This window comes from Paenibacillus sp. Negev47, from assembly GCF_058313655.1.
On sequence record NZ_CM177754.1, the window covers coordinates 4,631,610 to 4,656,141 of the forward strand.

The window sequence follows — 24,532 nt, forward strand, 5'->3', positions numbered from 1 at the left end:
AATTTCCCTCCCTCTCTATCGATCCTTCAGCTCCGGCATATCCAGTGCAGTAGATATATTACACAACATCCCGATCGCCAGGAATATCATAGTTCTTTTCAGTGGTTCAGCAATTCCTGCAACTGTGAAAGCTTCCAGTACCATGGTTCTTACATCACTAAGGCCTTTTTGCATGGCCTGACGAATAACTTCTTCCCGGATCGTTTGCGCCTGCATCTGAAGCAAGATTTCATTCTTGTGAGATTCCAGAATCTTATCGTAGGCTTCAATGAGATCATTCTCCAACTGAACTGGTGTCGCCTTCTCCACTACACTTCGAAACGATTCAATCACCCGAGTCCACGAGACCTCAAGTGCAGTTAATAATAGCGCTTCTTTGGTTTTGAAAAAACGAAATATATACGGTTGTGAGATCTGTGCCTTCTCAGCCACTTGGGCTGTCGTTGCACGATAATAGCCAATTTCCGCGAAGACCTCAATCGCTGCAGAGATAATATCATTTCGCCGGTTAACCGACGCTGCTGTATCCTTAGCCATGATAATCCGTCCTCCAATAGTTAGTGATTAATTGATCAATAGCTTGAAGTATAACGAATACTATCTCTCAATGCAAAGGTATCAGGACCCGTCCAAAGCCAACAAACCCGCAGACGCTGGCTCAAGCCGCTGCAGGTTGTGTAACTTGTCGATCACAGGTTTCTATCCACTGGAAACCGAAGAAAACATGGATTGCCTGAAACAGATTCGTACCATGCGGTACAAAAGTGTCAATTCACTGCTGGAGAAGTTTGCGCATTCGGGATTCCGAATCCAGCTTCGGACAACTGTTACAATATCCATGTGCGTGACTGCTGCTCCCAACCTGATAAGCCAAACAACAATATCGGCGTATCAAGAACGGCGGTCCCTGCCACGCTGAATGTTCGAAGCGCTGTAGCTCATTCGCAAATGTACATGTACATGCACATGCATTATCGTTTTGCCGATCCAGCCATAAGGTTTGATCTGCTTGAATCTTTGCAAGCCGTTCATCTGTCTTCCATATGCTCTGATCATTGATCATACGTGTATACAATTGTTGCACATTATGCGCAACCAGAGACCACATGACCTTATCGCTCGCTCCTGTAGCGACGGCTACCGCTCGCAGGACAGGTTCCAGATGTAACAGCACTCTTTTCTTGAGCAAGCCGCTCTCTGATATGCGCTGAACAGGATCTTCACCCTCCAGAGAAGTTCTCTCCAGCCGAGTCTCATATCGCATGCCACCTGCTCCATTCAATTCAAACCACACATCATCGTATGCAACGCTAAGTATAGTATCGTATAGACTGAATGCTGAGATCACGGACATAACGAATACGGAGTAACGCTTGGCAAAAAGTGTACCGACGGCCGCACTTCCTTTGCCGCCCAGTTGAAGCCCTTGCTGCATAGCCTGTTCACGCAATATCGAGTTTCGTTTCTCTTCATTCAGCAGATCCTTCACATGGAAAGTATACTTGGAATCATCGCAATTCGCTCGGATCGTCGTCACAAAAAAATGCTGTAATGCTTCCGACATCTCTGAATAGTCATGCTCTGGATATCCTGCCATCTATTGAATCATGTCTTCAACTTCGTTGATAATCTCGCTTCGCCCAATCGCTCCCCAGCCCTTAAACAACCAGAACGAGTCTGTCGTATAGACCTGATCTGCCCCAACAGCCGGTACTCCCTTCCAAAGTGAGCTTGCGTTGATGCTGTTTAAATACTCATCGGCATTTGGGTCAATCTCCAGAACTACGAAATCAGCATCCACATCTGCAATTTTCTCCATGGACAGGTCCTCGCGTTGTTCGGCAGGTGTCACAGCCGTTGGCATAAATCCAAGATCATGATACAAAAGTGTGTTGGTTGGATGTCCTTTTGCCGCGTAAATTTGCAAGGTCTTCTCTCTTACACGCAAATAAGCCAGCTTTTTTTGATCCAGTTGTTCGATCTTCGCTTTTAGTTGCTTCGCCTGCTGCTCTACCTCGGCTATCTTTTCTTTCGCCAGATCCACTTTGTTGTACATCCCGGCAATGGTCAACAGATCCTGTGTCCAATACGTTGTATCATCAGCATAATCCAGCCATTCGGTACCAAGTACAATCGTAGGAGCGATTTTCTCCAACTGATCATACGTACTCTCGGCAGTTCGACTCTCAATAACGATGACATCCGGATCAATCTGAAGGATAGCCTCCAGGTTAGGACTATCTGCCGACCCTACCGTTGGAACACCGGCAAGCTGATCTGCAAGGTAAGGCAGATAATCTCCTCCGTAACGAACTTCTACATTAACGCCTGCTGGTTTCTCACCAATCGTCAACATGTGATCGATGTAAGCAGCAGATAATACCACCATACGCTCTATCTTTTGCGGTACAACCGCTGTTCCTTTAAGATGCTCAATCGTTTGCGTACCACTCTCTTCCACAGGTGTATCCTGTTGCGGAGGCATTGCTTCCGTTACTTCTGAGGCCTTGCCACATGCCGCCAAAACGAGCACAAGCAGGGCCAACAGTAACATAGTTGCTGCTCTCTGTCTTACCATTTGTAGTAAATCCCCTCTACTATTTAATAATAATAATCATTATCACTATAGTAGGGAAAAGCAAACAGGCTTACCATGGATTATTCCACTCTCTTCTCTTGCACAATATCACCGTAAGGTAACCCCAAGTTGCTCTGCCACATATCGCATGGCCCACATGCGTCCAGTTGGACCCAGCGTTTTGAAGAAAATATCTCCTGCATTATATACGTGGCCTTCTTGAACAGCCTTTAATGCCAACCATTCACTGGATTGCTGCAATTGCCTTAGTTGAGCGCGTGCCTCTTCCGTTGGATCGACCATTACAAACACATGATCCGCGTCGTATAACTGCAAATCACGAACTTCACCCTCCACAGCCCACTGTTGTTCCGGAAAATCACGTGGCAAATGAAATCCAAGATCATCATACAGCAGGGCCCCTGTCTGGTTATTCAATCCATACATACGGTAGAAATGAGAAGTCACCCGGATGAACATGGCACTCTGCTTCCCCCACCTCGATTGAATGCGCCCTCGAAGAACCCGGCTCAGTTCAGCATGCTGTTCAATCCACTGTACAGCCTGTTCGGTACGCCCCATAATGTCCGCCATATACAGAAGCCTCTCGCCAAATTGGTTGGTATGCTCCAGCATGGCGGTAGGCGCGATACGATGCAGGGAGTCATTCGGCTCCAAACGATCACTTGTAATGATCAGGTCCGGTTTCATTCGCCTCAAACCATCATAATTCTGATTGAAGCTATCCAGGATAAGTCCCTGATGACTTTGCGCTTGAAGTGCAGGTATGGCAACATGACGAGCCACCCTCTGTCCATAGGATAAAGCGGACACAGGTCTCAAACCGAGCGTTATCACATAATCGTCCAACCCGTAATACAAGGTGGCAATGCGATTTACTTTATTTTTCATATACAACGTTGGGGCGATTCCTTCGTTTTTCTTGAAGACTCTGCTGAAATAGTGCTCGTCCCTATAACCCACTTGCTCCGCAATTTCCTTGATTTTATCTGAAGAAAATAACAGCTGCTTGGCCTTCGCCATACGTAGTTTCAAGATATATTCAATCGGTGTCATATTTAATTGCCGTTTGAATGTTCTTATAAAATGATTCACACTAAGCCCTGCCATGCGGGCCATCTGATCCATTCGAATGTCTTCCATATACTGATACGTCATATATTCAAGTGCCAGATCCATCCCTGCTACAGGGGGAGTTGCTTCTTTTACGTGCATCATTAACTGAATTAACAACTGATGTAAAAGATGTTTCCTGCGCGTCTTTTCCAGACTCGTGAAAGAATGCTTTCCACTCACCAGGGTATCCATCATCTCCTGAATATCACGTGTTTTGGAAGGAGCATTAAGCTTGCCCGTCACAGGAACATCAAACGGCTCGGTATGCCAAGCATTGCGACTCCGGGTAAGCGCCACACATGAAAATAAAATGATCTGATATCGGACAGGTGCTTCCCTATCCGTCTGAAATTCCACATGCATTCCTGGCTTCAACAAAAACCACTCGTCTTGAGACACCGTATGTACAACGTTATCCATAGACAAAGATCCCTTGCCAGCGATAACCCTGCAAATGGCGAACCTCTTCCAGATCCGACGCTGAACTGCCCCCGGATTGCTAGAGTAATGGCAGACGTGGACTGCAGAGAAATGTAGTTGTTCCAGCCGTTTGATCCAATCATTTTCCTCCATGCTGACGTCCCCTCCCTGCTCTGATCAGATTCTCTGATGAACTGATTACACTCTATTTTTTAGCTCCCAATAGTAAATTCTTTATACTATCCAACTGCAACTCCAGTGAATCCATGTAACTTTGACAAAAACATGATTCCACAACCTGATGTGATCATTCAAATTCATATCCGCTGTACTTTCCCTCCCGCCATACTACATCGACATACCTTCTTGGTTGCTGTTATGAACTGCCTGTTATTTTCGCTCATGATGTACATTTCATATCATTATAAATTAGTTGATAATAATTCTCAATAACGTAAATAATCAATATTAACTTATCCATCTGGACACCCTATACGGACTGCAATGTATACGTAGCGGGATAATAGCGCCAGCATCAGCACCTTTTTCTAACCTGTTGCAAAATCATAAAAGGCATGATATATTAATTGAGCCATCAATGATTGAGGCATCAAATATTGATACATCAATGATCGAGAGCATCCAAATAATCATTAGGCAATGGCATTGTATACTGCAACTTTAATTATTGGTTAACATACGCCGTTGTTCATGATTCAGATTCACCCGGGAGGTCTAGTCATGACACGTATTGTTTCCAAAGAAGAACAGATCATCAACCTGCTGAACGTGTTGGGCAACAAAATCAGTCCAAAGTTCGAACGCTGTACCGGTATCAGTTCCTCTCGTTTCGCAATTCTGCATGAGTTGGATCAAGTAGATGAGATTAACCAGTCCATGCTTCAGAAAATGATCAACATAGATAGTGCTGCCATTACACGTCATCTGAAGCAACTTGAGGCGGACCTAATGGTCACAAGGCGCAAAAATCCTGAAGATAATCGGGTCACTTTTGTTCGTCTGACGGACCACGGTCGGAAGCAGATTGAAGGGTATAAAGGTGAGAAAGCCAATTATATCAATCAGATTCTAGAGGGTTTCAGTGAAGACGAAGTTCATGCTCTCGCTGATTTCCTGGAACGTATGCAAAACAATTTCTAAACCCATATATAGAGGAGAGATCCATACATGAGTACAATTCAAAGCAAGTTCCAGAAGACCAATGATTTTAACGAAATTACCTACGGTCGCCGTTCTGTTAAGCTTTACGACCCTGAAGTGAAAATCAGCCGTGAAGAAATGACTGAAATTCTAACGGAAGCTTCCCGTGCACCATCTTCGATCAATTTGCAGCCTTGGCGTTTTCTGGTTGTAGATACGGCTGAAGGCAAAGAAAAGCTCGCTCCTCTTGCGAGATTCAATCAAAATCAAGTGCTGACTTCCTCCGCAGTCATTGGCGTATTCATTGACATGAACAACGCCGAACATATGGAAGAAATTTTTGGTAAAGCTGTAGAACTCGGTTATATGCCACAAGAAGTCAAAGATATGCAACTATCAAAAGTATTGCCTTATTATGAAAATATGCCTGCTTCCGCTATTCGCGAAGTCAATATGATCGACGCTGGACTTGCCTCCATGCAATTAATGCTTGTAGCACGTGCGCACGGTTATGATACTAACCCAATCGGTGGTTACGAAAAAGATCAAATTGCCGAAGCATTTGGCATGGACAAAGAGCGTTATCAAGCGGTTATGTTGATCTCGATCGGTAAATCGGCCAAAGAAGGTCACCCTTCTTACCGTCTGCCTGTAGAAACCATCACTACTTGGGCATAATATCAGGGACTGTTTCCCTGTAAGTCACGATTATATTGGTACATTAGTATATATTTCTAACACATCCCAAACACAAATCTGGAGGTTAAATATTATGATTATCATTCACGCTCATCTGCAAGTTAAACCGGACCAAGAGCAAGCATTCCTCGCTGCAACCAAAGAACTGATCGCTGCAACACGTCAAGAAGAAGGTAACATTAGCTATGACCTGGCAAAAAGCACAGAACGCGAACAACAATACACAATGATCGAGCTGTGGAAAGATGAAGCTGCTACAGCTTCCCACAACACAAGCGCACATTTCCAAGCTTTTGTTCAACAAGCAGCAGCATTCATGGCCGCTCCAATGAACGTTGAAGTATTTGCTGGAGAACAAGTTAAAGCTTAATAGCCGAATGGCTGACATGCGAATATGTGAAGAAGCCGCTCTTGGTCCCATGACCGAGAGCGGCTTCTTCATTCCCTTTCACTAATCGGTTAACCTCATGTATCTCAAAATGACTGCTTGCTATAGGTTGGCTAATTGTTCGGCATCGATCATGGCGTGTACCTGTCTATCAGATTCGTTAGGCCCCGTTCCAACTCAATGAGGCCGCACTGCCAATTAGTTCTCATGTTTGACCGCAATAACAACATTACCCCTTTTTCGCCCCGTTTCCACATAACGATAAGCTTCCGGAATTTGCTCCAAGGGATAACGTCTGTCAATCACTGCTTGGATCTCACCAGCCTCTATCAATTCTTTAAGAAGTATCAGATCCTCTGCAGTGACCTTTGCGATGCCTTGCCCATCAACAGTGACATACGTGCCGTTAGGTGCCAATAGGTGCTGACATTGACCTTTGGAGACTTTGCCGACTGCATCCAATATCAGATCATACCGCTGACTTGTTTCTGTAAAGTCTTCTTTCATATAATCTATAACATGCTCGGCCCCAAGTGAATTCACGAACTCCACATTCGTTGTACTGCATACCCCCGTTACTTCTGCTCCAAAATATTTGGCAAGCTGCACAGCAGCAGTTCCTACTGCTCCCGAAGCTCCATAGACAAGCACTTTATATCCACGTTTAATTTTCCCTTTACGCAGGAAATGCAAGGCCGTGGTTCCACCGAACGGAATAGCTGCTGCTTCCTCATACGTTGCATTGACCGGTTTCAGAGCGACTGGAGCCGCTTCGGATAAACATATATATTGAGCATGAGCACCGAAACGCATTCCATTCAGGGCATATACCTGATCACCTAATTTAAATCGCTTCACTTCCTTACCCATCGCTGTAACTTCTCCTGCCAACTCTACACCCAGAATCGAATTTCGGGGTTTGCGGATTCCCAGAAATAGACGCATGGGTATCCAGTACAGGAATGGGCTATTGAAACTGCGAACTCTACAGTCCCCGGATGTAACGGTCGTCGCATAGATCTTGATTTGAATCTCATGATCCTTGGGTGATGGCTTCGCTATGTCTTTAAGCTGCAACACATCTGGTGATCCATACTTTGTACATATGATAGCTCTCATATCTTTCCCCCATATGTTCCTGTTTGCCATCAGTATATCGGGAAAGTAGGTTCGGACCCTAGATACTAAAGTATCGTTTCGAGGATACATCACTTACAGGAGTTTCCATTCACTTGCTTTTGCCACTGCTTCGGTTCGCCGGTTCACCTGCAATTTATCAAAAATAATCCGGTTATGTCCTTTCACGGTAGGAAGCGCGATATGAAGTATCTCACTAATCTCCCGATTGGATCTCCCCTGTGCAATGAGATGTAATACTTCGAGCTCTCTCACGCTTAACGGATCAATCCGCAGTTCGGAAACACACGGATGTACATCAGCCTCTCCCGAGAACATTACTATTCTATTGTCCTCAGCTTCAAATGCAGCCAGTAATTGAAGCAGATATAAACGTGAGTCACCACGTGCTGTCATCCTTTTCAAAAGACTGTGCACGACAACACCTTCGTCTACAAATACACGAATGAAGCCTGCTGGCTCTGCCATCGTCATTGCCTCAATCAAGAGCTCGGTAGCTTTTGTTCTATTTCCATGTTCCTCATGGATAACCGCCAGTAGGATTGTTGCCTTGAGCTGTTCATCCTTGAAGCCTTTGGTTATGGCCAAGCGAAGACAGGATTCCATAATACCAAATGCCTCTTTAGTAGCGCTCTGTCTCAACAATACCCTGGACTGACTAAGCGCATGATTTCTGTCCCATGATAATCGCGTTGCTTCTTTCAGATCGCCCTGACGAAGGAGCGCCAGTACATATGCAGCAGTAATACCAGGGATCTCCTTTGTAAAATTCAACCGTTGCGCCGTATCGTTGATTCTACTTAACATTTTGGCTGCTTTATGAAGATCCCCCTTCGCAAGAGTCACACGGGCGAGCCATAACTCACTTGCAACAACTCTATCCGATTGTACAAATTGCTGTGCCAACTGCACACTCTGTTGACCATGCAACATTGCCACATCCAGGGTATTCCATTCATAATGGACTCGCGCCAGACCCAAATGTGCTTCACATGCAATGGGTAGTGGTGGCTTACCTGCCATATGCAGTACCTTCTGATAGGATTCAGATGCCAGGTGTAGCTGATTGTTGGTTTCCTGAACATTCCCCAAGCCTAGTGTCGCCATCATCGTGATGATATGATGTCCGATCTTGGTACTGTTCGCTAATGATTCCAGATAGGACAATTCGGCTTCCACTCGTTTTCCCTGAAGCTGGTATGCATATCCTAATGTCCATGCTGTTGCTGCACGAATAGGCAGATTATGTGGATGCAAATAATGCAGTGCGCGAAGTGACTCCGCAATAATCGTATCGGCATCGTGCCGGCTGACAGCCAGCGTGGCTCGAATGGAAGCGATATGTCCGATGAGATCAGAATCGATCTGCTCTGGTTCCATATTTTGTAACGCTTGTTCAGCAGACTGCAACTTGGGTTCCACGTCTGCCATATGTCCTGACACTAACAACGCAGCAGCATACATCACCCATAGGGAGGGTATTGTATCCATTTCTGCTGAGGATAGAGAACTCAACCATTGAAGCGCAGGAACAACACCTCCGCGAAAAAGAAGTGGCATACCGTTACCTTCCAACAGATCCGATGCCCGATGAGTATCTGCCGCAGCTACAGCATGATTGAAAGCCTCCAGCTCCATTTGATGCTTCTCATACCAGATGCTCGCTCGCTTATGTATCTCAGTAACAGACAGATCGGTCTCAGCTGTGCCAGCGTAATTCGAAGTCTGTTGTATTCTTTTACGCAATAAATCTGCAAACAGATGATGATAACGATACCATCGTCTCTCATTGTCCAGGGGCACGATGAAAAGATTGGCTTGCTCCAGCCATTCCAACATATCCTGTCCGGTAAAATCAATGGATGGATGTCCCTTTGGTTCACCTATATCAAAGACCGCATCACACAATGAACCGCATAATCGATCCAACATGCACGTTTTCAACAGAAAGTTCTGTACCTGTTCGGTTTGTCCTTGTAATATTTCTTCCATTAGATAGTCCAATACAAAATGATCCCTGCCACTGAACGTTTCCATAAAGTGATTCGGGTCAGAAGAACCCTGCATCGATAAGGCGGCTAACTGCAGCCCAGCAACCCAGCCTTCTGTTCGTTCTTCAAGGAGAGTGATGTGTTCTTTTGAAAGTTTCAATCTCATGACCCGATCCAAAAACTCACTGCTTTCGGCAGCAGTAAAACGCAAATCACTACCACGTAATTCAATCAATTCCCCCTTAGCCCGCAATCGAGCCAAGGGTAACTTGGGTTGCTGACGCGTAGTCATGACGATATGCATATGCGGGGGCATGTGCCTCAGTAAGTAGATAAGCGCTTGATTGATCACTTCTGAAGTAATGAGATGATAATCATCCAGAACAAGTACAAAATGATCAGTTGTGTCAGAAACTTCATTAAGAAGGTGTGTAATAATAATCTCGATGGGTGGCGGATCGGAAGATTGAACAAATCCCATGATCCCTTCAGCAAGTTTGGGGACAATCGTCTGTAACGAAGCACATAGATATGTCAAAAAACGTGAAGGATCGTTATCCGCTTCTTCCAACGAGAGCCAAGCTGTATCTATTGAAGAAGTCTTGGCCCATTGATTGACTAGTAGTGTTTTGCCTGATCCTGCAGGAGCAGAGACCAGTATGAGTTTAGCGCGCATCCCCTCGTCCAAACGGGCATACAGGCGTGGACGATCGACTACATGGGAGCGCTGAACTGGAATGGTTAATTTCATAGATAAGATCGGTGCATACATGAGCCAAACCTCCATTCAAGGGTCGCGAACAGCAACTGTATTGTTTCATATATCGTTTTGGCATCTATACTACCATAAAAATCAAAAAGACACGTCATAAAAGACATGTCTTTATTATTAGTAGTTCAGAGATGAATTTAACTTCTGATTAGCACAACTGCTAGTAAAAATGAATGGCTTTACCTTTACGCTCTCCGAGCCGGCGTGATGCTTTGCGGATTGTTAAACACATTTTTCGGATCATACTTGGCTTTGACTCTGCGCAGTCTGGCATAGTTGGCTCCATAGTACACTAAACCGGAATTTTTGATCCCTTGATCCGGAACGTTGATATAGGAACCCACAATGTATGGTTGCAATTTCTTACGCGTGTTCCGAGTAAGTGCGATATTTTTAGCGGCATGGGATGGTTTGACCCATGTACTGTTCCATTCCACATAGAACTTCTCTTTGCGCCAGAAGAACGCGGTTGATCTAGGCGATTTGCGACTTACCGCTCCCCCCCAGTTGAGGAAATAGAATCCGCCTGGTCCCTCTTCCAAGTTCTCCAAGAATGCTCGCATCGATTTAATGGCTTTGTCGGGGAATGGCTGTCGTCCAAAACCGGACGAAAACTGATTACTATACCGTTGAGTCTCGATCGGATCAGGAAGTAATAAGAACTTCACGACTTCTGTGTAAGGTAACAAGCGAACAATGGAGCTCGTCGGTGTGCCAACACTCGTAATCGGCTGCAATAGACGGAGAGCCTCTGTTTTTGAACCTAAGAACAGTCCCTCCATGACGACATTGCCGCCCTTTTTCGGTCCGATGGACAATTCGCTACCCAATCTTGTATTCACAGAGGGAGCCCACTTCTGCCATACTTTGAGCACCTTTTCGAATTGAGCCCATGGCCAGGTAATCTTATATACAGTCGCCTTCGCTGGAGCACGACGCACTTTGAATTTGTAGTGGGTATATACTCCGAAGTTACCACCGCCGCCTCCCCGCGAGGCCCAAAAGAGATCCGCATTGCGATTTTTATTGGCCCGAATCACTTTTCCGTTCGCATCCACCATCTCCACCTCAAGCAGGTTATCACTGATGAGACCGATGGTACGCTGGAGAGGCCCAATTCCCCCACCTAACGTAATTCCACCGATTCCTACAGAGGGGCTGTCACCAAAAGGAGCTATGAATCCTTGCTTGGCGAGGGTATTTGCAATTCTCCCTACTCGGTTACCCGTCCCCACAACAACGGTTCCATTTTTTTTATCAAGCTTGATGGAATTCAGATCACTTACATCAATGACAATTCCGCCATTCACTTGTGAAAGATTGACTTCAAGCGCATGTCTTCCACTCCGCGGCCTGATCGGTACATTGTTTTCACGAGCCCATTTGATGGCATTAGAGACGTCTTTCGTCTTTTGGGCAAATACAAAGACTTTAGGATATTTATCGGTATGCGGGTCCCAGTTCTTGCGCGCCGCTTCATATCCCGGATCTCCTTTATAAATAACCCGTCCGGTAAGCTTTGTTGATGATTTCACACGTCCCACTCCCTATTGAACAAATGTTCTACAGTATTTCAACACAAGGCACTTTATACTGTATGAAGGACATTCGCGGAAGGAATGGGCGAATTCAATGATTTTTTGTAGCAAGTTGTTATGAAATAGTATTCACAAATTACCAATATCCTTCAGAACGCAAAAAAAGAATCTGCCTCAAGTCATACAGACTTAAGAAAAATTCTTTTTGAGGTGGGATGAAGAATTAAACTTCACGGGCATTAGATCAAATTATAGGATTGGTAGCCATTTTAATCATTGGAGGCATCCATTTTAATAAGCTTGCGTGGCTCTTGTTCTTTTTCACCATACCAGGCCAAAGCATCAGCGAGCAAATCCATAATATGAATAAAACTTTCCTTATCGGCATCTGAGATGTTGTCAGCATACTGAAAAAGTTCATCAAAGCACAATTGTCGGACAAATTCAGTGTACTTGGTGTAGACTTCGCGTCCTTTGGTTGATGGTTTGACATAGATCTCTTTGCGGTTGCCAATTAGATGGTATTTCTCAAGCAAGCCTTTTTCCTTTAAATTCTTCACGTTTTTGGAGAACGTGCTACGGCTAACGCCAAGACGTACAGCCATTTCAGACATTTTCTCTTCCTTGTCCTCGGCTTCTAGAATATACTCTAAGGTCTGAATCTGCGAGGCAGAGAACATCACGTCTGTACCATAGCTTCGTTGCAGCTTGTAGGAATTCGAATATGCATTGCCGTACTTAATAATCTTCTCAATCAAGGCCCGATGATCGCCCATCCAATCTAATTTCATGCGTAATCCCTTTCGCCTTCATATTCTCTCTCTTTCATTCTTTTCCAATGTACTGGAATCAGATCCGTTTTTCAATCCATGTAATCGCTTCTTCAATGACCTCATCACGACTTGGTTCGTTAAAGATCTCATGCATAAGATTGGCATAGATTTTGAGTGTTTTATCTGTTGAAGCGATATCCCCGTAAAAGTCACGAGAATCCTGTTCACTGACCAGCCCGTCATTGGCCCCATGCAGAACAAGTATGGGATCTGTAAACTGCTTGGCGTTCTCCTTCAGCCATGCTATGCCATTTCCAAAACTGTTAAATAAATCTACAGAGATCTGCTTTTCCACCAGCGGATCGTTCGCGTAAGCGGATACAACTGCTGGATCGCTACATACGCCGCTACCCAGCTCATTCGGGAAATACGTGCCTGCAGGAAGATCCATGGGCAGTTCTCCTGCAACTTTTGTATTGTAGCGAGTGAGCGCTCCGGATAGTACAATGCCTTTGACTTTGCCTGGGTATTTCGTTCCAAATGAAGAAGATGCAAAACCTCCCATACTATGCCCGATGACAAATAGAGGGGTATCCCCGCTCTCAAGCAACGCCGCTTCAACAATGACATTCACATCATCGATGATTTGGTGAAAATCCTTGTAAAACGTACGCTGCCCTTCGGATCTGGCATGACCACGATGGTCGAATCGATATACATTAAAACCGCGTTTATTTAGTTGTTCCGTCACATAATCGTAGCGACTTGCATGCTCACATAGACCATGAACAATGACCACGGCTGCCTTCGCATCACTAACTAAATTCTTACTTGAATATAGCCGAGTACCGTCAAAGCTTTCAATTGTTGTCTCGATTTTACTCATATTTATCCCACTCCTTCGTAATGTTCAAGAACATTCGAATAATATGCGTTAAAAATAATATTGTTTCTTACAGAAACAATATATCACCTATATGTTAGTTTTGTCCACGATAAAATAAAGCGTTTACACAGAATCAATCATAGGCTAGTAGTTACACAAAAATATAAAAAGAACACCATCACATAACGTGATGGCGTTCTTGAGTATGGAGCCTAGGGGGATCGAACCCCTGACCTCATCGCTGCCAGCGATGCGCTCTCCCAGCTGAGCTAAGGCCCCAGGATATGAAATGGATAACTTGTCCAGCACTGCTATGTTCCACAGGCGACTTCTATATCATATAAAATCCAGCTTTCGCTGTCAATCACTTTTTCATGATCCAAAGTGATTGGAGAAGAACAACCGATTTCACTGGCACAATACGGACTGGAACCCCAGACTGCTCTTCTCCCTTTACCCACTTCACTAATCCTCCAGATTGTCTTTGGACAACAGGGATTTCAGTTCTTTCATGAACATATTGATATCTTTGAACTGGCGATATACAGAAGCGAAGCGCACATACGCCACTTCATCAACTGGAAACAGCTGCTCCATCAATAGCTCACCAATCTGGCGACTCTCGACCTCAGCATCGGCTGTATTACGTAGAGACTTCTCTACCTCAGATACCATCATCTCCAGCGTCTCAACAGAGACCGGACGTTTCTCACAGGCACGAATAAGCCCGCGGAGAATCTTGTCCCTGCTGAACTCTTCCCGGCTGCCATCTTTCTTAATGACGATCAATGGTGTTTCCTCAATCATCTCAAACGTTGTAAATCTTCTGGCGCATTGCTCACATTCACGACGGCGACGAATCGATTTTGATTCATTGGCCGGCCTTGAATCAAGGACTTTGGTGCCCAGAAAAGCACAATAAGGACATTTCAAATCAGATCACTTCCCATGTTTTACTTTTTACCACATATTCCCTGTACTGATTTCGTAATGAAAAAAGCATTGCCGACACATAATACTTTTACCAACCCGCGAGGAGGTGAACAGCAATGGCACAAAGCAATGGTAACTCCAACAACCTGGTAGTAACTAGAGCTTCCGCAGCACTCGAGCAAATGAAATATGAAGTTGCTCAAGAACTCGGAATCAGCATCCCACAAGACGGATACCAAGGTAACATGACTTCTTACGAGAACGGTTCGATCGGTGGATACATCACGAAGCGTCTGGTAACAATTGCAGAACAGCAATTGGCAGGTCAATACCAATAATATCTGCATCGTAATACGCTACAGAGGAGCACTTGAGCGGCCGGTGAACAACCGGCCTGCTCTGTGCTTTTACTTATATTCTCAGAACGTATTATAGATCTTTACATACTGATTATAATAGTAAATGACCCTTTGTACATAGTGACGCGTCTCACCAAAAGGAATATCTTTCACCGTATCGAATGAGCCATCCCATACACCATCTCTAAGCCAACTGTTCACTTTGCCTGGACCCGCGTTATAGGCGGCGATCATCACCGCTTCGTTGCCATCGAATTGATCCGACAGATTCCGCAGATACCATGTGCCTAACTGAATATTTCGTTCAGGCTCGTGCTTCAATTCCTCCAGCGAAGTGTCGGGAATTTTGGCTTTTTCCAGTATCCAGTTGGCTGTGTCCGGCATCAGTTGCATGAGTCCAATGGCTCCTCGTTTGGATTCCTTGCTTGTCTTGAAATTGGTCTCCACCTTGATTATGGAAGCAATCAGAAACGGATCAACCTCATAGCTCTGGGATTGGGCACGAATCTCTTCCTTATAATGAATCGGATAGAACCATGCCATCCAGTTTGTATTCAGAAATAGCACCAATACAAAGGACACAAACATCAACAGCAGTACACGTTTCTTGCGCAATATTTTCATAGCAAGCCCTTACGCTGTAGATATGAGTCAATTTGCTGCTCCGTCTCTGACCATAAGCCGCTGTTATCAATGACAATGTCTGCAAGTTGCTTTTTACGCTCAATATCCATCTGTACATCCATTCGAGCCTCAGCCTGTTCTGCAGTCATTCCATCCCGACTCATCAAGCGATCTCGTTGCACAAGTCTTGGAACATATATAACCATGACTTCCTCGAAACCATCTTCCAGACCCGATTCGTACAACAGAGGAATATCAGATACCACAAGTTTATCCGGATATTGCACCGCGTATGCGGCAGCCCGTTCACGCATCTCTCTACGAATTGCCGGGTGTGTGATGGCCTCCAATGCCTTTCGTTCCTCTGGTTGTTGAAAAACAATGCTTCCAAGCTTTTTCCGATCCAGTGTTCCATCTTCGTTCAGTATGGCTTGTCCGAACCGCTTAACAGCGGCAGCCAACACGGGATGCCCGGGCATCATAACTTCCCGGGCAATAACGTCTGCATCGATGAGCAACGCTCCCTTACTGGCGAGATTGGCGGAAACACTGCTTTTGCCTGTCGCGATCCCGCCGGTTAAGCCTATATTCATCGTTTCACCTCATAACAGCTTCATTATTCCCATAATCATTAACAATAGTGCTGGCAGTATAGACAGTCTTCGCATCCAGCGCAGAGCTGAGAATCGCAGTCCAACTTTCATCCCAAGTAACAGAAACGCTCCACTAAACAGCGCAATAATGAGTGCCGTCCATAGTGTAGGGAATCCCAGAAGTGCCGCTCCCAATCCTGCTCCAAATGCATCCAGAGACAGGGCAATACCAAGCCACATCGCTTCCTGGGCAGATATACTTCCCGAGTTATCCATATCCGCCTTGGAAGGACTGCGAAGGATCTGAATGACGACCCCCAGCTTACGAAGCTCCAATGTAAAAACCATACGTTCCAGCGATCCACCTGAAGCCGACTGCTCCAGATCCAGCGCAAGCACCTGATTCCTGCCTTTTGAATCCGTCAGCGTCTTTTGTGCTTCTCCCACACCAGTTACCGTTGTTTCTGTTCCCTCACCCGATCTAGTGTCTGTTTCCAGCTGTTCTTTGCCTTGCTTTCGAATAAGTTGCAACAGTGACCATGCACCAATACCTATCAATATAACGGCTCCCACAATCGAAGCGATATCCGGTGACACCACATGGGACAACAGCACTCCTACTTGCATCGACAAAGCAATAACCAATCCCGAACAGATCGAAATAACAGCGATAGATAACAGGGGAATCTTAGTCCTCCGTAACCCATATGTAATCCCGACTCCAAAACCATCTAAACTAAGCGCCAAAGCAAGCGCCAGCAATGAAATAAAATGATGCAGCACCCCGGACTCCTCCTCTGTGCGGTACTCGTGCCAACTGAAGATGCCAGTATGGGTATACGCCCGCTTATTTCTGCCATATCAGTATATGGAGGGAGGAATCCAAGGGTGCTATGATTTCATCATTTCGTTCATTCAGTTCATGTTCAGCGGCTGACAGTTCGGACAAAAATGCGTACCACGGCCACCAACCACCGTTTTTTCGATTAACGTACCACATGTTGCACAAGGTTCCGATTTGCGTCCATAGATTTTCAATTGATGCTGGAACATCCCCATCTCACCTTGTCCGTTTACGTAGGATTTGATGGAAGATCCGCCTGCATTCACTGCATCTTGCAACGTAGCCACAATCGCTTCATGGAGCACCGTTAACTGAGCTTCGGTCAGTGTCTTGGCGATCGTCTCGGGATGGATGCCTGCGCGAAATAGAGCCTCGTCCACATAAATATTCCCGATGCCAACCACATATGCCTGATTTAACAATACAGCCTTGATTTTGGTAGTTCGTTTGCCCACCGCTTCTCGGAACGCAGCTAACGTAAAGGCCGGGTCAAGCGGCTCCAGTCCCAGCTTCAGCAAAGGTTTGGATACCAGTTCCTCACCTGCATTGAACAGGTGCATTGTACCGAACTGGCGCACATCCTTATAACGTAATTCCGTACCATCATTAAAGTGGAAGATCACATGTGTATGCTTCTCCACATCTTCATGCTGCTCGTACACACCGTACCTTCCTTCCATCCGCAGATGGGAGACAAGCACCAGCCCGTCCAGCAAAATACGCAAAAACTTGCCTCGACGCTCCACCCCAATTACGGTATGTCCCGCGAGTTCCAGTGCAAATGCATCTATGTCGTCCGGCCGCTGAATAATCCGCGGCAAGCTAACGGTAACATGATCAATGGTCTTGCCTACAATAAGCTGATTCAATGTTCTTCTGACTGTTTCAACTTCCGGTAATTCCGGCATGATGTTCTCACCTCCCCTATATTATAACGGAAGATGGCGCTCAGCGGGACCCTTTTTCTTATATCGCTAACACGGAAAGGTCTATTGTAAAATACCGGAAAAACCGCGCGGCTCTTGATTTATTTCGCTTCGTACCAGTTATCCCCAAAGCTGACTTCGGCTTTCAGCGGAACTGATAGTTCCAATGCTTTTTCCATGACAGAAGGTACTAATTCTTTCATCAGTTCCAATTCATCGGCAGGTACTTCGAATACAAGTTCATCGTGCACCTGAAGCAACATGCGACTCTTCAACTTGCGTTCCCGTAGCGCTTCATCCATCTGTACCATGGCAAGCTTGATGATATCCGCGGCTGTTCCCTGAATAGGTGTATTCATCGCCGTACGCTCTGCGAAGGAACGCAGATTGAAGTTGCTGGCATTAATCTCTGGCAGGTAGCGACGTCGCTCCAACAACGTTTTGACGTAACCATCCTGGCGAGCTTCCTTCACAATGTCATCCATATATCGGCGTACACCCTGGAAGACTTCAAAATACTGATCAATAAACTGCGCAGCCTCTTTACGTGTGATATGCAGGTTCTGTGATAAGCCATAATCACTTATTCCATAAACGATACCAAAGTTAACTGCCTTGGCGGAACGGCGCATATCGCCATCCACATCTTCAGGCTTCACGCCAAATACATCCGAAGCGGTCTTCGTATGAATATCCATATCGTTGACAAATGCTTCCTTCAAGCGCTCATCGTCCGAAATGTGTGCCAGTACACGCAGTTCAATCTGGGAATAGTCTGCCGCCAAAATGGACCATCCTGGCTCGGAAGGAACAAATACCTTCCGGATTTTGCGACCTTCCTCCATCCGGATCGGAATGTTCTGCAAGTTCGGGAATTGACTGCTAAGTCGTCCCGTTGCAGCAATGGTCTGGCGATAATACGTATGCACCTTGCCATCCCGATCGGAAATCTCTTTTAGCAATCCTTCCACATAAGTGGATTGCAGCTTGGCAAGCTGACGATATTGCAGAATATGCTTGACCACATCGTTATAAGGGGCCAATTTCTCCAATACTTCCGCATCTGTGGAATAACCCGTTTTGGTCTTTTTCACGACAGGCAAGCCCAGTCTATCAAATAAAATCTCACCCAGTTGCTTTGGTGAATTCAGATTAAATTCCGTTCCTGACAGCTTGTAGATCTCAGCCATCAACCTGCTGATCTGTTCTTCGAACTCACTGCCCAAAGCCTGCAAATCGGCTGTATTGGCCTTGATGCCTTGTTTCTCCATATCTGCCAATATGCGTGACAACGGCATCTCCAGTTCATGGAACAGCGAATTCATCTCATCGGTTTCCAGTACCTGCTCCTGAAGTGGAATGATGGCTGCTACTGCAGCAGCTTTGCGGCACAGGAAATCGCCCAAGATCTCCACTTCCGGCACCTTGTACTTTGCGCCTTTGCCCATGACCGTGTCATCCTCCACGAGCGATGGCAGACCGTACTTGGTCGTGAGTCCACTTATCGTCTGGTTGGATTCCGTTGGATCAAGCAAATACGCCGCCAGCTGTACATCGAATGACGCACCAGCGAATTCAATGCCATGCGCATGAAGGGCCAGGTCTACACGATGAAGATCATACCCGCGCTTCGGCTGGTCTGAATTACCAAGCCATTCCCGCACTGGAGCCGCAGCCTCGGAATGAAGCAATTCTGGAGATATGAACGTATATGTTCCAGCGGAACCTACAGCTAGTCCAATCAGTTTCGCTTGGTGCGGGTTATCCCCATGTGTCTCCACGTGGAGTACATCAATGGTATCCAGGGAACTGAACAGCTCACTAATCGTGTCCTCTGTTGCAATGGAGGATTCCACCTCGGCAGCAGGTACAGCTTCCTGCTCAGAACCGATAGTGCCACTGAACGACAGGCGTTCGAGCAAAGATTTAAACTCCAGCTTAGCTAGTGCAGGGCCGGCGTGTTCTTCTTTTAATCCGGCGAATTGCATATCCTCCCACGTCTGCTCGAGTGGAACTTCCCGATGAATCGTCGCCAGTTGTTTACTCATCCGGGCATCTTCGGCGTGTGCCTCAATTTTTTCTTTCATCTTGCCCTTCAGTTCACTCGTGCCGTTCAGCACATCCTCTACCGACCCGAACTGATGCAGAAGCTTCAACGCTGTTTTCTCTCCGACTCCGGGAATGCCCGGAATATTATCGGATGTATCGCCCATCAGACCCTTTAGATCAATAATTTGCAGCGGCGTCAGACCATAGCGCTCCTTAATCTGAGTAGGATCATACAACTCAATCTCCGTTACCCCTTTACGCGTCAGTCCGATATGTACATGTTCAGAAGCGAGCTGCAGCATATCTTTGTCACCCGATACAACGAGCACCTGTCTGCCCGCTTCATCTGCGCGTTTGGTTAGCGTTCCGATAATGTCATCCGCTTCGAATCCAGCCAGCTCAAACTGGGCAATGCCAAGTCCCTTGAGCAGTTCCTTCAGCAATGGGAATTGTTCTGACAATTCTGGTGGTGTTTTCTCCCGACCGCCCTTGTATTCCTGATACCCTTCGTGGCGGAACGTGATTTTGCCTGCATCAAAAGCGACCATGACATGTGTAGGTTTATGCTCTTCAAGCAGTCTCAGCAGCATTGTGGTGAAGCCATATACCGCATTCGTATGCAAACCTTTTGAGTTGGTCAGAGGCGGCATTGCAAAAAACGCCCTGTAAATAATGCTATTTCCATCTATGAGAATAAACTTGTCCATTCCAGCACCTCGCGTATCATATGGTCAATATCTTCAAATTACATCTACTCCCATGATACCATACCCACCTGTTACATCAAAAAGAATAGCCATCTTTTTCACTTAGTTTCACCCGTAAAAAAGAACCTTCTCCGTAGGTAACCTGTGCACAGGCTACTCAAGAGAAAGTTCTTCATTTCTGTATTATTGCTTTTGTTGCAAGCACTGATTCCCCAATTCCAAAGCAATGCTCTTCCTATTGATTCAGATCCGGACGTTTACCTGTTACCAGGTACACCGTGCTCTCACCAATATTGGTCGCATGATCGCCAATCCGTTCAATGTAACGGCCAACCATCATCAGCAGCATGGCCTGAGAAGCCTGATTCGGGTGCTCAGTCATCAACGTGTAGAGATCACTGATCATGTGACTGTACAATTGATCGACCTGATCGTCTGTTTGAGCCATTTTATAGGCCAAGTCTGTGTTTTCTTTCAGGAAAGATTCGATGGATTCATCGATCATGGATTTCACGATTTCTGCCATTTGCGGAATATCTACAAGAGGTTTAATCAGCTCCTGCCCATCCATCCGCAGTGTCACCTTCGCCACATCGAGTGCGAGATCTCCCATACGCTCCAGATCACTGGAGATTTTGAATGCAACGATAATACGTCTAAGATCCTTCGCCACCGGCTGTTGTGTGATGATCAGTTTGGAGCCAAGTTCCATAATCTTGTCTTCAAGGGCATTCAGATTCGCATCATTCTTGATGATCACCTGAGCTTTCTCCGCGTTCATCGTCTGTAAACTCTCAATGGCACCATCCAGTGCCGCTCCAACATGTTCACCCATTTGCTTGAGCAAGGTACGCAGCTCTTCAAGCTCCTGATCAAATTCTTTTCTGCGAATCATAGATTTCATGTCCTCCTTATCCATCATCTCCGGGTATGCCGGGATCATTCCAATTCAGCTCGCTTAACCGAACCTTCCGGAGATATAATCCTCGGTTCGGGAATCTTGCGGTGTGGAGAATAACGTCTCCGTATCAGCTGCCTCCACCACTTCACCATTCAGGAAAAATACCGTGCGTCCAGATACCCGTGCTGCCTGGTGCATATTGTGGGTAACCATAACGATCGTGTACTTGTGATGCAATTCCTTGACCAATTCCTCAATCTTCAATGTGGAGATCGGGTCAAGTGCTGACGTCGCTTCATCCATCAGCAGAACGTCTGGCTGTACAGCCAGCGCCCGTGCAATACAGAGACGTTGTTGTTGTCCACCAGACAGACTAAGTGCCGACTTCTTCAATACATCCTTCACTTCATCCCACAGTGCAGCATGAACCAAACTCTGCTCTACCAACTGATCCAGTTCAGCCTTTTGGGTTACCCCATGCAGGCGCGGTCCATAAGCCACGTTGTCATAGATGGATTTCGGAAAAGGATTCGGTTGCTGAAACACCATGCCGACCCGTTTACGCAGTGTCTCCACTTCAATCTCATTACTGTAAATATCGGAGCCATTCAGCATAACCTGTCCTTCCACACGAACACCCGGAATCATGTCATTCATCCGGTTTAATGTGCGAAGCAATGTCGATTTACCACAACCTGACGGCCCGATGAACGCAGTAACGGTTTTTTCCGGCAGATCCATGGATATATTTTTAAGCGCGTGATGCGTATCATAGTATAAATTAAGATTTTCAATGTGAATGAGGTCCTTCATGGATGTTCACTTCTCCTTCGCTGCAGGGACACTGAAACTCCCTTTACGTTGAGACCGATGCTGATATTCTTTTATCGCTGCTCGGCCATCTTTATTATCCTACCCTTTCATTGTAAAAACAGTATCACTTTCATGTTAACGGAATGTAAAAAAGACATCCATAACCTTCATGATCTGCTTCATCGATCAATCTGATTCCTGATGTCTGCTTATTGAATTGCATGTAATTCACTCGCTATCCGAAACCATCTCATCCAGCTTCATTCGAATATGCTCTGCGACTTCTCCAGCTTTCCCGCCTTCCATGGCAATCTCCTCTGCTATACGGGAGAGGTCTCTCACCGCACTGTTCAGTTGCCGGAACGTTGCTCCTCCAGCGGTTACATGCACCGAACTGTCGTCAATCTCCGCTCCGCTTGCCTTAACCAGTTCTACGGTCTGAAGGGTCAGTCCACCAATGTTCTCAAGCAAAGAAGACATGTTCCCTGCAACTTCGCGGGTCTGTTTCGCGAGCGCTCGGATCTCGCCTGCAACAATCTGAAAGCCTCGTCCATATTCACCTGCATGGGCTGCTTCTATGGATGCATTAAGGGCAAGGAGACCACTTTGATCTGCCAGCGACCGGATGGATTGTGCCATACCCGATCCTGTTTTGATCGAATTCAGCATATGATCTGCATGTTGCCCTTGACTCTCCATGTGCTGATGTACCCGGTTATAGGAAGCATCGACGTCCTTCAGACTCTCTTCTCCATGTTTGGATAATGCCATGATTTCACGGGCTTCATGTGCCGTCTGATTAGCTGCATGCACCAGCTTGGTGACTGCATCGTTGATTCTGGATATCTCCTGCCTGCTCTCGGATACCGTACGTACGCGCTCTGCCGAAGAAGCCTGTTGCAGCCTGCGGGAGAGAGACATCACATCACGTATCGTTAACACGCCGAGCAGTCTGTCTTGTTCCGTAACCAGCAGACAGTCGTAGAAATGCTGTTCATTCCGTCCAAGGGCGATATCAATAATCGTTGTGGCTTCCATATGAATATCCGCAATAACCGGAGAAGCATTGGCTACTTGTATGACCGGCTTACGGTAAAATAGATCTGCAGCAAACCGACCATTTAACATCCGATATAACGTCTCTCGCATTAATAATCCAGTCGGTTTCATCTGCTCATCGCACAGTACAATACATGGGTGCTCCTGATCCTGATTCATCATCGTCGCAGCTTCTCCACAGGTCGTATGGACCCCGGCGACAGGAACCTGACGATAATAGTCATTCAAATGAATTACAGGTTCTTCAGCAACTAGTATTACTTCAGTTTGCTCCATATTAGGTGTCGTTAATTCTTCATTATGTAAAACAACATGAGGCTGATCTGGTTTCACTTCGAGCAACATGGGCATAAATGCGCAATCTCCTTTACGTGTTAGCTCCGTCTTGAGATGGAATACATAGGTACAAAGTATCACTCAGATAAGTCCATGCTACTCCCTCTACGTAAAGGGAAATCTCCCTTTATGTTAAATGAACGTAAAATAAAACTCCCCGATCATTGCTAGCTTGAATGATGGGGAGTTTTTCTTTTGACAACCAATTTATAACCTACACCACGAATCGAATCAATGTGAACCGACTCCGGATCCAGCTCCAGCTTTTTACGTAATGAACTGACATGAACATCCACGGTTCGTTGGCCTCCGATATAATCGAATCCCCACACAGCGTTCATCAGATCATCCCTTGTCAGCACCACACCCGGCTTTTTGGCCAAGTATAGAAGTACTTCGAACTCTTTCGGACGCAGGCTGATGGATTGTCCACCCAAAGTCACTTCATACTTCAGAGGATAGATCTCCAGCTCTCCCAAAATAATTCGTGAGCCATCCTTGTCCTCAGGCTGTGGTAAATCTTCACCATTGGAATAACGTCTTAATACCGCATCCACTCTGGCTAATAACTCAGATACGCCAAATGGTTTGGTAATATAATCATCGGCACCCGATTTCAGCCCCTGCACAACCTCGGCTTCACCGTTCTTGGCCGTCAGAATGATAACGGGCGTACTGACACCTTGAATTCTTAGCTTGTTCAGAATGTCCAGACCATTCATGCCCGGAAGCATCAGATCCAGCAAAATGAGATCAAATTCCTGAGACAAGGCCCGGTCATATCCTGCAGATCCGTGATCCTCGGCTGTAACATCATAACCTTCCTGTGTCAGGTTATACGTGAGTAATCTCGATAATGTAGGTTCATCTTCAATAACTAGCAAACGCTGTGCCATGATACCCCTTCT

23 protein-coding genes and 1 tRNA gene are annotated in these 24,532 nt (G+C 45.9%); 4 read left to right on the forward strand and 20 right to left on the reverse strand.

The window, feature by feature from the left end; genetic code table 11:
- Positions 1 to 15: 15 nt before the first annotated feature.
- The 4 genes from AC4G47_RS20740 to AC4G47_RS20755 form a co-directional block, all read right to left on the reverse strand.
- The gene (locus AC4G47_RS20740; RefSeq protein WP_491102429.1) at positions 16 to 537 is read right to left on the reverse strand and encodes a TetR/AcrR family transcriptional regulator; all 522 of its coding nucleotides are present in this window, start codon (positions 535 to 537) and stop codon (positions 16 to 18) included.
- A 235-nt stretch (positions 538 to 772) separates the two neighbouring features.
- The gene (locus AC4G47_RS20745) at positions 773 to 1,597 is read right to left on the reverse strand and encodes a hypothetical protein (RefSeq protein ID WP_491102430.1); all 825 of its coding nucleotides are present in this window, start codon (positions 1,595 to 1,597) and stop codon (positions 773 to 775) included.
- The gene (locus AC4G47_RS20750) at positions 1,598 to 2,578 is read right to left on the reverse strand and encodes an ABC transporter substrate-binding protein (protein ID WP_491102432.1); all 981 of its coding nucleotides are present in this window, start codon (positions 2,576 to 2,578) and stop codon (positions 1,598 to 1,600) included.
- A gap of 108 nt (positions 2,579 to 2,686) precedes the next feature.
- A complete protein-coding gene (locus AC4G47_RS20755) occupies positions 2,687 to 4,288 on the reverse strand; it encodes an AraC family transcriptional regulator (RefSeq protein WP_491102433.1) in 1,602 nt (533 codons plus the stop codon).
- A 588-nt stretch (positions 4,289 to 4,876) separates the two neighbouring features.
- Here AC4G47_RS20755 and AC4G47_RS20760 point away from each other — a divergent pair.
- From AC4G47_RS20760 to AC4G47_RS20770, 3 genes are all read left to right on the forward strand, one after another.
- A complete protein-coding gene (locus tag AC4G47_RS20760) occupies positions 4,877 to 5,296 on the forward strand; it encodes a MarR family winged helix-turn-helix transcriptional regulator (protein WP_491102434.1) in 420 nt (139 codons plus the stop codon).
- 27 nt (positions 5,297 to 5,323) lie between these two features.
- On the forward strand, positions 5,324 to 5,974 hold the full coding sequence (locus tag AC4G47_RS20765) for a nitroreductase family protein (protein ID WP_491102436.1): 651 nt from the start codon (positions 5,324 to 5,326) through the stop codon (positions 5,972 to 5,974).
- A gap of 94 nt (positions 5,975 to 6,068) precedes the next feature.
- Positions 6,069 to 6,365, forward strand: a complete 297-nt coding sequence (locus tag AC4G47_RS20770; protein ID WP_169478680.1) for a putative quinol monooxygenase — start codon at positions 6,069 to 6,071, stop codon at positions 6,363 to 6,365.
- Between the two features lie 216 nt (positions 6,366 to 6,581).
- Here AC4G47_RS20770 and AC4G47_RS20775 read toward each other — a convergent pair whose 3' ends face one another.
- From AC4G47_RS20775 to nrdR, 7 genes are all read right to left on the reverse strand, one after another.
- Entirely contained in the window at positions 6,582 to 7,502 is a 921-nt protein-coding gene (locus AC4G47_RS20775; RefSeq protein ID WP_491102437.1) for an NAD(P)-dependent alcohol dehydrogenase, read from the reverse strand.
- Positions 7,503 to 7,595: 93 nt separating this feature from the next.
- Positions 7,596 to 10,283, reverse strand: coding sequence for a winged helix-turn-helix domain-containing protein (locus AC4G47_RS20780; RefSeq protein ID WP_491102439.1), 2,688 nt, complete (start codon positions 10,281 to 10,283; stop codon positions 7,596 to 7,598).
- A 185-nt stretch (positions 10,284 to 10,468) separates the two neighbouring features.
- Entirely contained in the window at positions 10,469 to 11,818 is a 1,350-nt protein-coding gene (locus AC4G47_RS20785; protein WP_491102440.1) for an FAD-binding oxidoreductase, read from the reverse strand.
- A gap of 272 nt (positions 11,819 to 12,090) precedes the next feature.
- Entirely contained in the window at positions 12,091 to 12,612 is a 522-nt protein-coding gene (locus tag AC4G47_RS20790; RefSeq protein ID WP_491102442.1) for a MarR family winged helix-turn-helix transcriptional regulator, read from the reverse strand.
- A 58-nt stretch (positions 12,613 to 12,670) separates the two neighbouring features.
- Positions 12,671 to 13,480, reverse strand: coding sequence for an alpha/beta hydrolase (locus AC4G47_RS20795; RefSeq protein WP_491102444.1), 810 nt, complete (start codon positions 13,478 to 13,480; stop codon positions 12,671 to 12,673).
- Between the two features lie 206 nt (positions 13,481 to 13,686).
- Positions 13,687 to 13,759: transfer RNA gene (locus AC4G47_RS20800), tRNA-Ala, on the reverse strand.
- A gap of 186 nt (positions 13,760 to 13,945) precedes the next feature.
- On the reverse strand, positions 13,946 to 14,413 hold the full coding sequence (gene nrdR / locus AC4G47_RS20805) for a transcriptional regulator NrdR (protein ID WP_062833564.1): 468 nt from the start codon (positions 14,411 to 14,413) through the stop codon (positions 13,946 to 13,948).
- Positions 14,414 to 14,529: 116 nt separating this feature from the next.
- Here nrdR and AC4G47_RS20810 point away from each other — a divergent pair, with 116 nt between their 5' ends.
- Entirely contained in the window at positions 14,530 to 14,751 is a 222-nt protein-coding gene (locus AC4G47_RS20810; protein ID WP_426249373.1) for an alpha/beta-type small acid-soluble spore protein, read from the forward strand.
- An 81-nt stretch (positions 14,752 to 14,832) separates the two neighbouring features.
- Here the strand turns inward: AC4G47_RS20810 and AC4G47_RS20815 are convergent, their stop codons facing one another.
- The 9 genes from AC4G47_RS20815 to AC4G47_RS20855 form a co-directional block, all read right to left on the reverse strand.
- A complete protein-coding gene (locus tag AC4G47_RS20815) occupies positions 14,833 to 15,396 on the reverse strand; it encodes a lytic transglycosylase domain-containing protein (RefSeq protein WP_458126167.1) in 564 nt (187 codons plus the stop codon).
- Positions 15,393 to 15,989: a dephospho-CoA kinase gene (gene coaE, locus AC4G47_RS20820; RefSeq protein ID WP_491102446.1), complete on the reverse strand. Its 597-nt coding sequence runs from the start codon at positions 15,987 to 15,989 to the stop codon at positions 15,393 to 15,395. Before coaE ends, AC4G47_RS20815 begins: the two co-directional genes overlap by 4 nt.
- Positions 15,990 to 15,998: 9 nt before the next feature.
- On the reverse strand, positions 15,999 to 16,772 hold the full coding sequence (locus AC4G47_RS20825; protein WP_491102448.1) for a manganese efflux pump: 774 nt from the start codon (positions 16,770 to 16,772) through the stop codon (positions 15,999 to 16,001).
- A gap of 132 nt (positions 16,773 to 16,904) precedes the next feature.
- Entirely contained in the window at positions 16,905 to 17,741 is an 837-nt protein-coding gene (gene mutM / locus AC4G47_RS20830; protein ID WP_145319512.1) for a DNA-formamidopyrimidine glycosylase, read from the reverse strand.
- Positions 17,742 to 17,860: 119 nt separating this feature from the next.
- Positions 17,861 to 20,515 carry a DNA polymerase I gene (gene polA / locus AC4G47_RS20835; RefSeq protein ID WP_491102449.1) on the reverse strand — a complete coding sequence of 885 codons (2,655 nt, stop codon included), beginning with the start codon at positions 20,513 to 20,515 and terminating at the stop codon, positions 17,861 to 17,863.
- 235 nt (positions 20,516 to 20,750) lie between these two features.
- Positions 20,751 to 21,410: a phosphate signaling complex protein PhoU gene (phoU, locus tag AC4G47_RS20840; RefSeq protein WP_145319518.1), complete on the reverse strand. Its 660-nt coding sequence runs from the start codon at positions 21,408 to 21,410 to the stop codon at positions 20,751 to 20,753.
- Positions 21,411 to 21,473: 63 nt separating this feature from the next.
- Entirely contained in the window at positions 21,474 to 22,229 is a 756-nt protein-coding gene (pstB, locus tag AC4G47_RS20845; RefSeq protein WP_036609821.1) for a phosphate ABC transporter ATP-binding protein PstB, read from the reverse strand.
- Positions 22,230 to 22,457: 228 nt separating this feature from the next.
- Positions 22,458 to 23,639: a methyl-accepting chemotaxis protein gene (locus tag AC4G47_RS20850; RefSeq protein ID WP_491102450.1), complete on the reverse strand. Its 1,182-nt coding sequence runs from the start codon at positions 23,637 to 23,639 to the stop codon at positions 22,458 to 22,460.
- 152 nt (positions 23,640 to 23,791) lie between these two features.
- Positions 23,792 to 24,520, reverse strand: a complete 729-nt coding sequence (locus AC4G47_RS20855; RefSeq protein WP_253433078.1) for a response regulator transcription factor — start codon at positions 24,518 to 24,520, stop codon at positions 23,792 to 23,794.
- Positions 24,521 to 24,532 lie beyond the last annotated feature (12 nt).

Coding starts and splice junctions, on each gene's coding strand:
- AC4G47_RS20740 (WP_491102429.1), bottom strand. CDS start 537: ATGGCTAAGGATACAGCAGCGTCGGTTAACCGGCGAAATGATATTATC.
- AC4G47_RS20745 (WP_491102430.1), bottom strand. CDS start 1,597: ATGGCAGGATATCCAGAGCATGACTATTCAGAGATGTCGGAAGCATTA.
- AC4G47_RS20750 (WP_491102432.1), bottom strand. CDS start 2,578: ATGGTAAGACAGAGAGCAGCAACTATGTTACTGTTGGCCCTGCTTGTG.
- AC4G47_RS20755 (WP_491102433.1), bottom strand. CDS start 4,288: ATGGAGGAAAATGATTGGATCAAACGGCTGGAACAACTACATTTCTCT.
- AC4G47_RS20760 (WP_491102434.1), top strand. CDS start 4,877: ATGACACGTATTGTTTCCAAAGAAGAACAGATCATCAACCTGCTGAAC.
- AC4G47_RS20765 (WP_491102436.1), top strand. CDS start 5,324: ATGAGTACAATTCAAAGCAAGTTCCAGAAGACCAATGATTTTAACGAA.
- AC4G47_RS20770 (WP_169478680.1), top strand. CDS start 6,069: ATGATTATCATTCACGCTCATCTGCAAGTTAAACCGGACCAAGAGCAA.
- AC4G47_RS20775 (WP_491102437.1), bottom strand. CDS start 7,502: ATGAGAGCTATCATATGTACAAAGTATGGATCACCAGATGTGTTGCAG.
- AC4G47_RS20780 (WP_491102439.1), bottom strand. CDS start 10,283: ATGTATGCACCGATCTTATCTATGAAATTAACCATTCCAGTTCAGCGC.
- AC4G47_RS20790 (WP_491102442.1), bottom strand. CDS start 12,612: ATGAAATTAGATTGGATGGGCGATCATCGGGCCTTGATTGAGAAGATT.
- AC4G47_RS20795 (WP_491102444.1), bottom strand. CDS start 13,480: ATGAGTAAAATCGAGACAACAATTGAAAGCTTTGACGGTACTCGGCTA.
- AC4G47_RS20810 (WP_426249373.1), top strand. CDS start 14,530: ATGGCACAAAGCAATGGTAACTCCAACAACCTGGTAGTAACTAGAGCT.
- AC4G47_RS20815 (WP_458126167.1), bottom strand. CDS start 15,396: ATGAAAATATTGCGCAAGAAACGTGTACTGCTGTTGATGTTTGTGTCC.
- coaE (WP_491102446.1), bottom strand. CDS start 15,989: ATGAATATAGGCTTAACCGGCGGGATCGCGACAGGCAAAAGCAGTGTT.
- mutM (WP_145319512.1), bottom strand. CDS start 17,741: ATGCCGGAATTACCGGAAGTTGAAACAGTCAGAAGAACATTGAATCAG.
- polA (WP_491102449.1), bottom strand. CDS start 20,515: ATGGACAAGTTTATTCTCATAGATGGAAATAGCATTATTTACAGGGCG.
- phoU (WP_145319518.1), bottom strand. CDS start 21,410: ATGATTCGCAGAAAAGAATTTGATCAGGAGCTTGAAGAGCTGCGTACC.
- pstB (WP_036609821.1), bottom strand. CDS start 22,229: ATGAAGGACCTCATTCACATTGAAAATCTTAATTTATACTATGATACG.
- AC4G47_RS20850 (WP_491102450.1), bottom strand. CDS start 23,639: ATGCCCATGTTGCTCGAAGTGAAACCAGATCAGCCTCATGTTGTTTTA.
- AC4G47_RS20855 (WP_253433078.1), bottom strand. CDS start 24,520: ATGGCACAGCGTTTGCTAGTTATTGAAGATGAACCTACATTATCGAGA.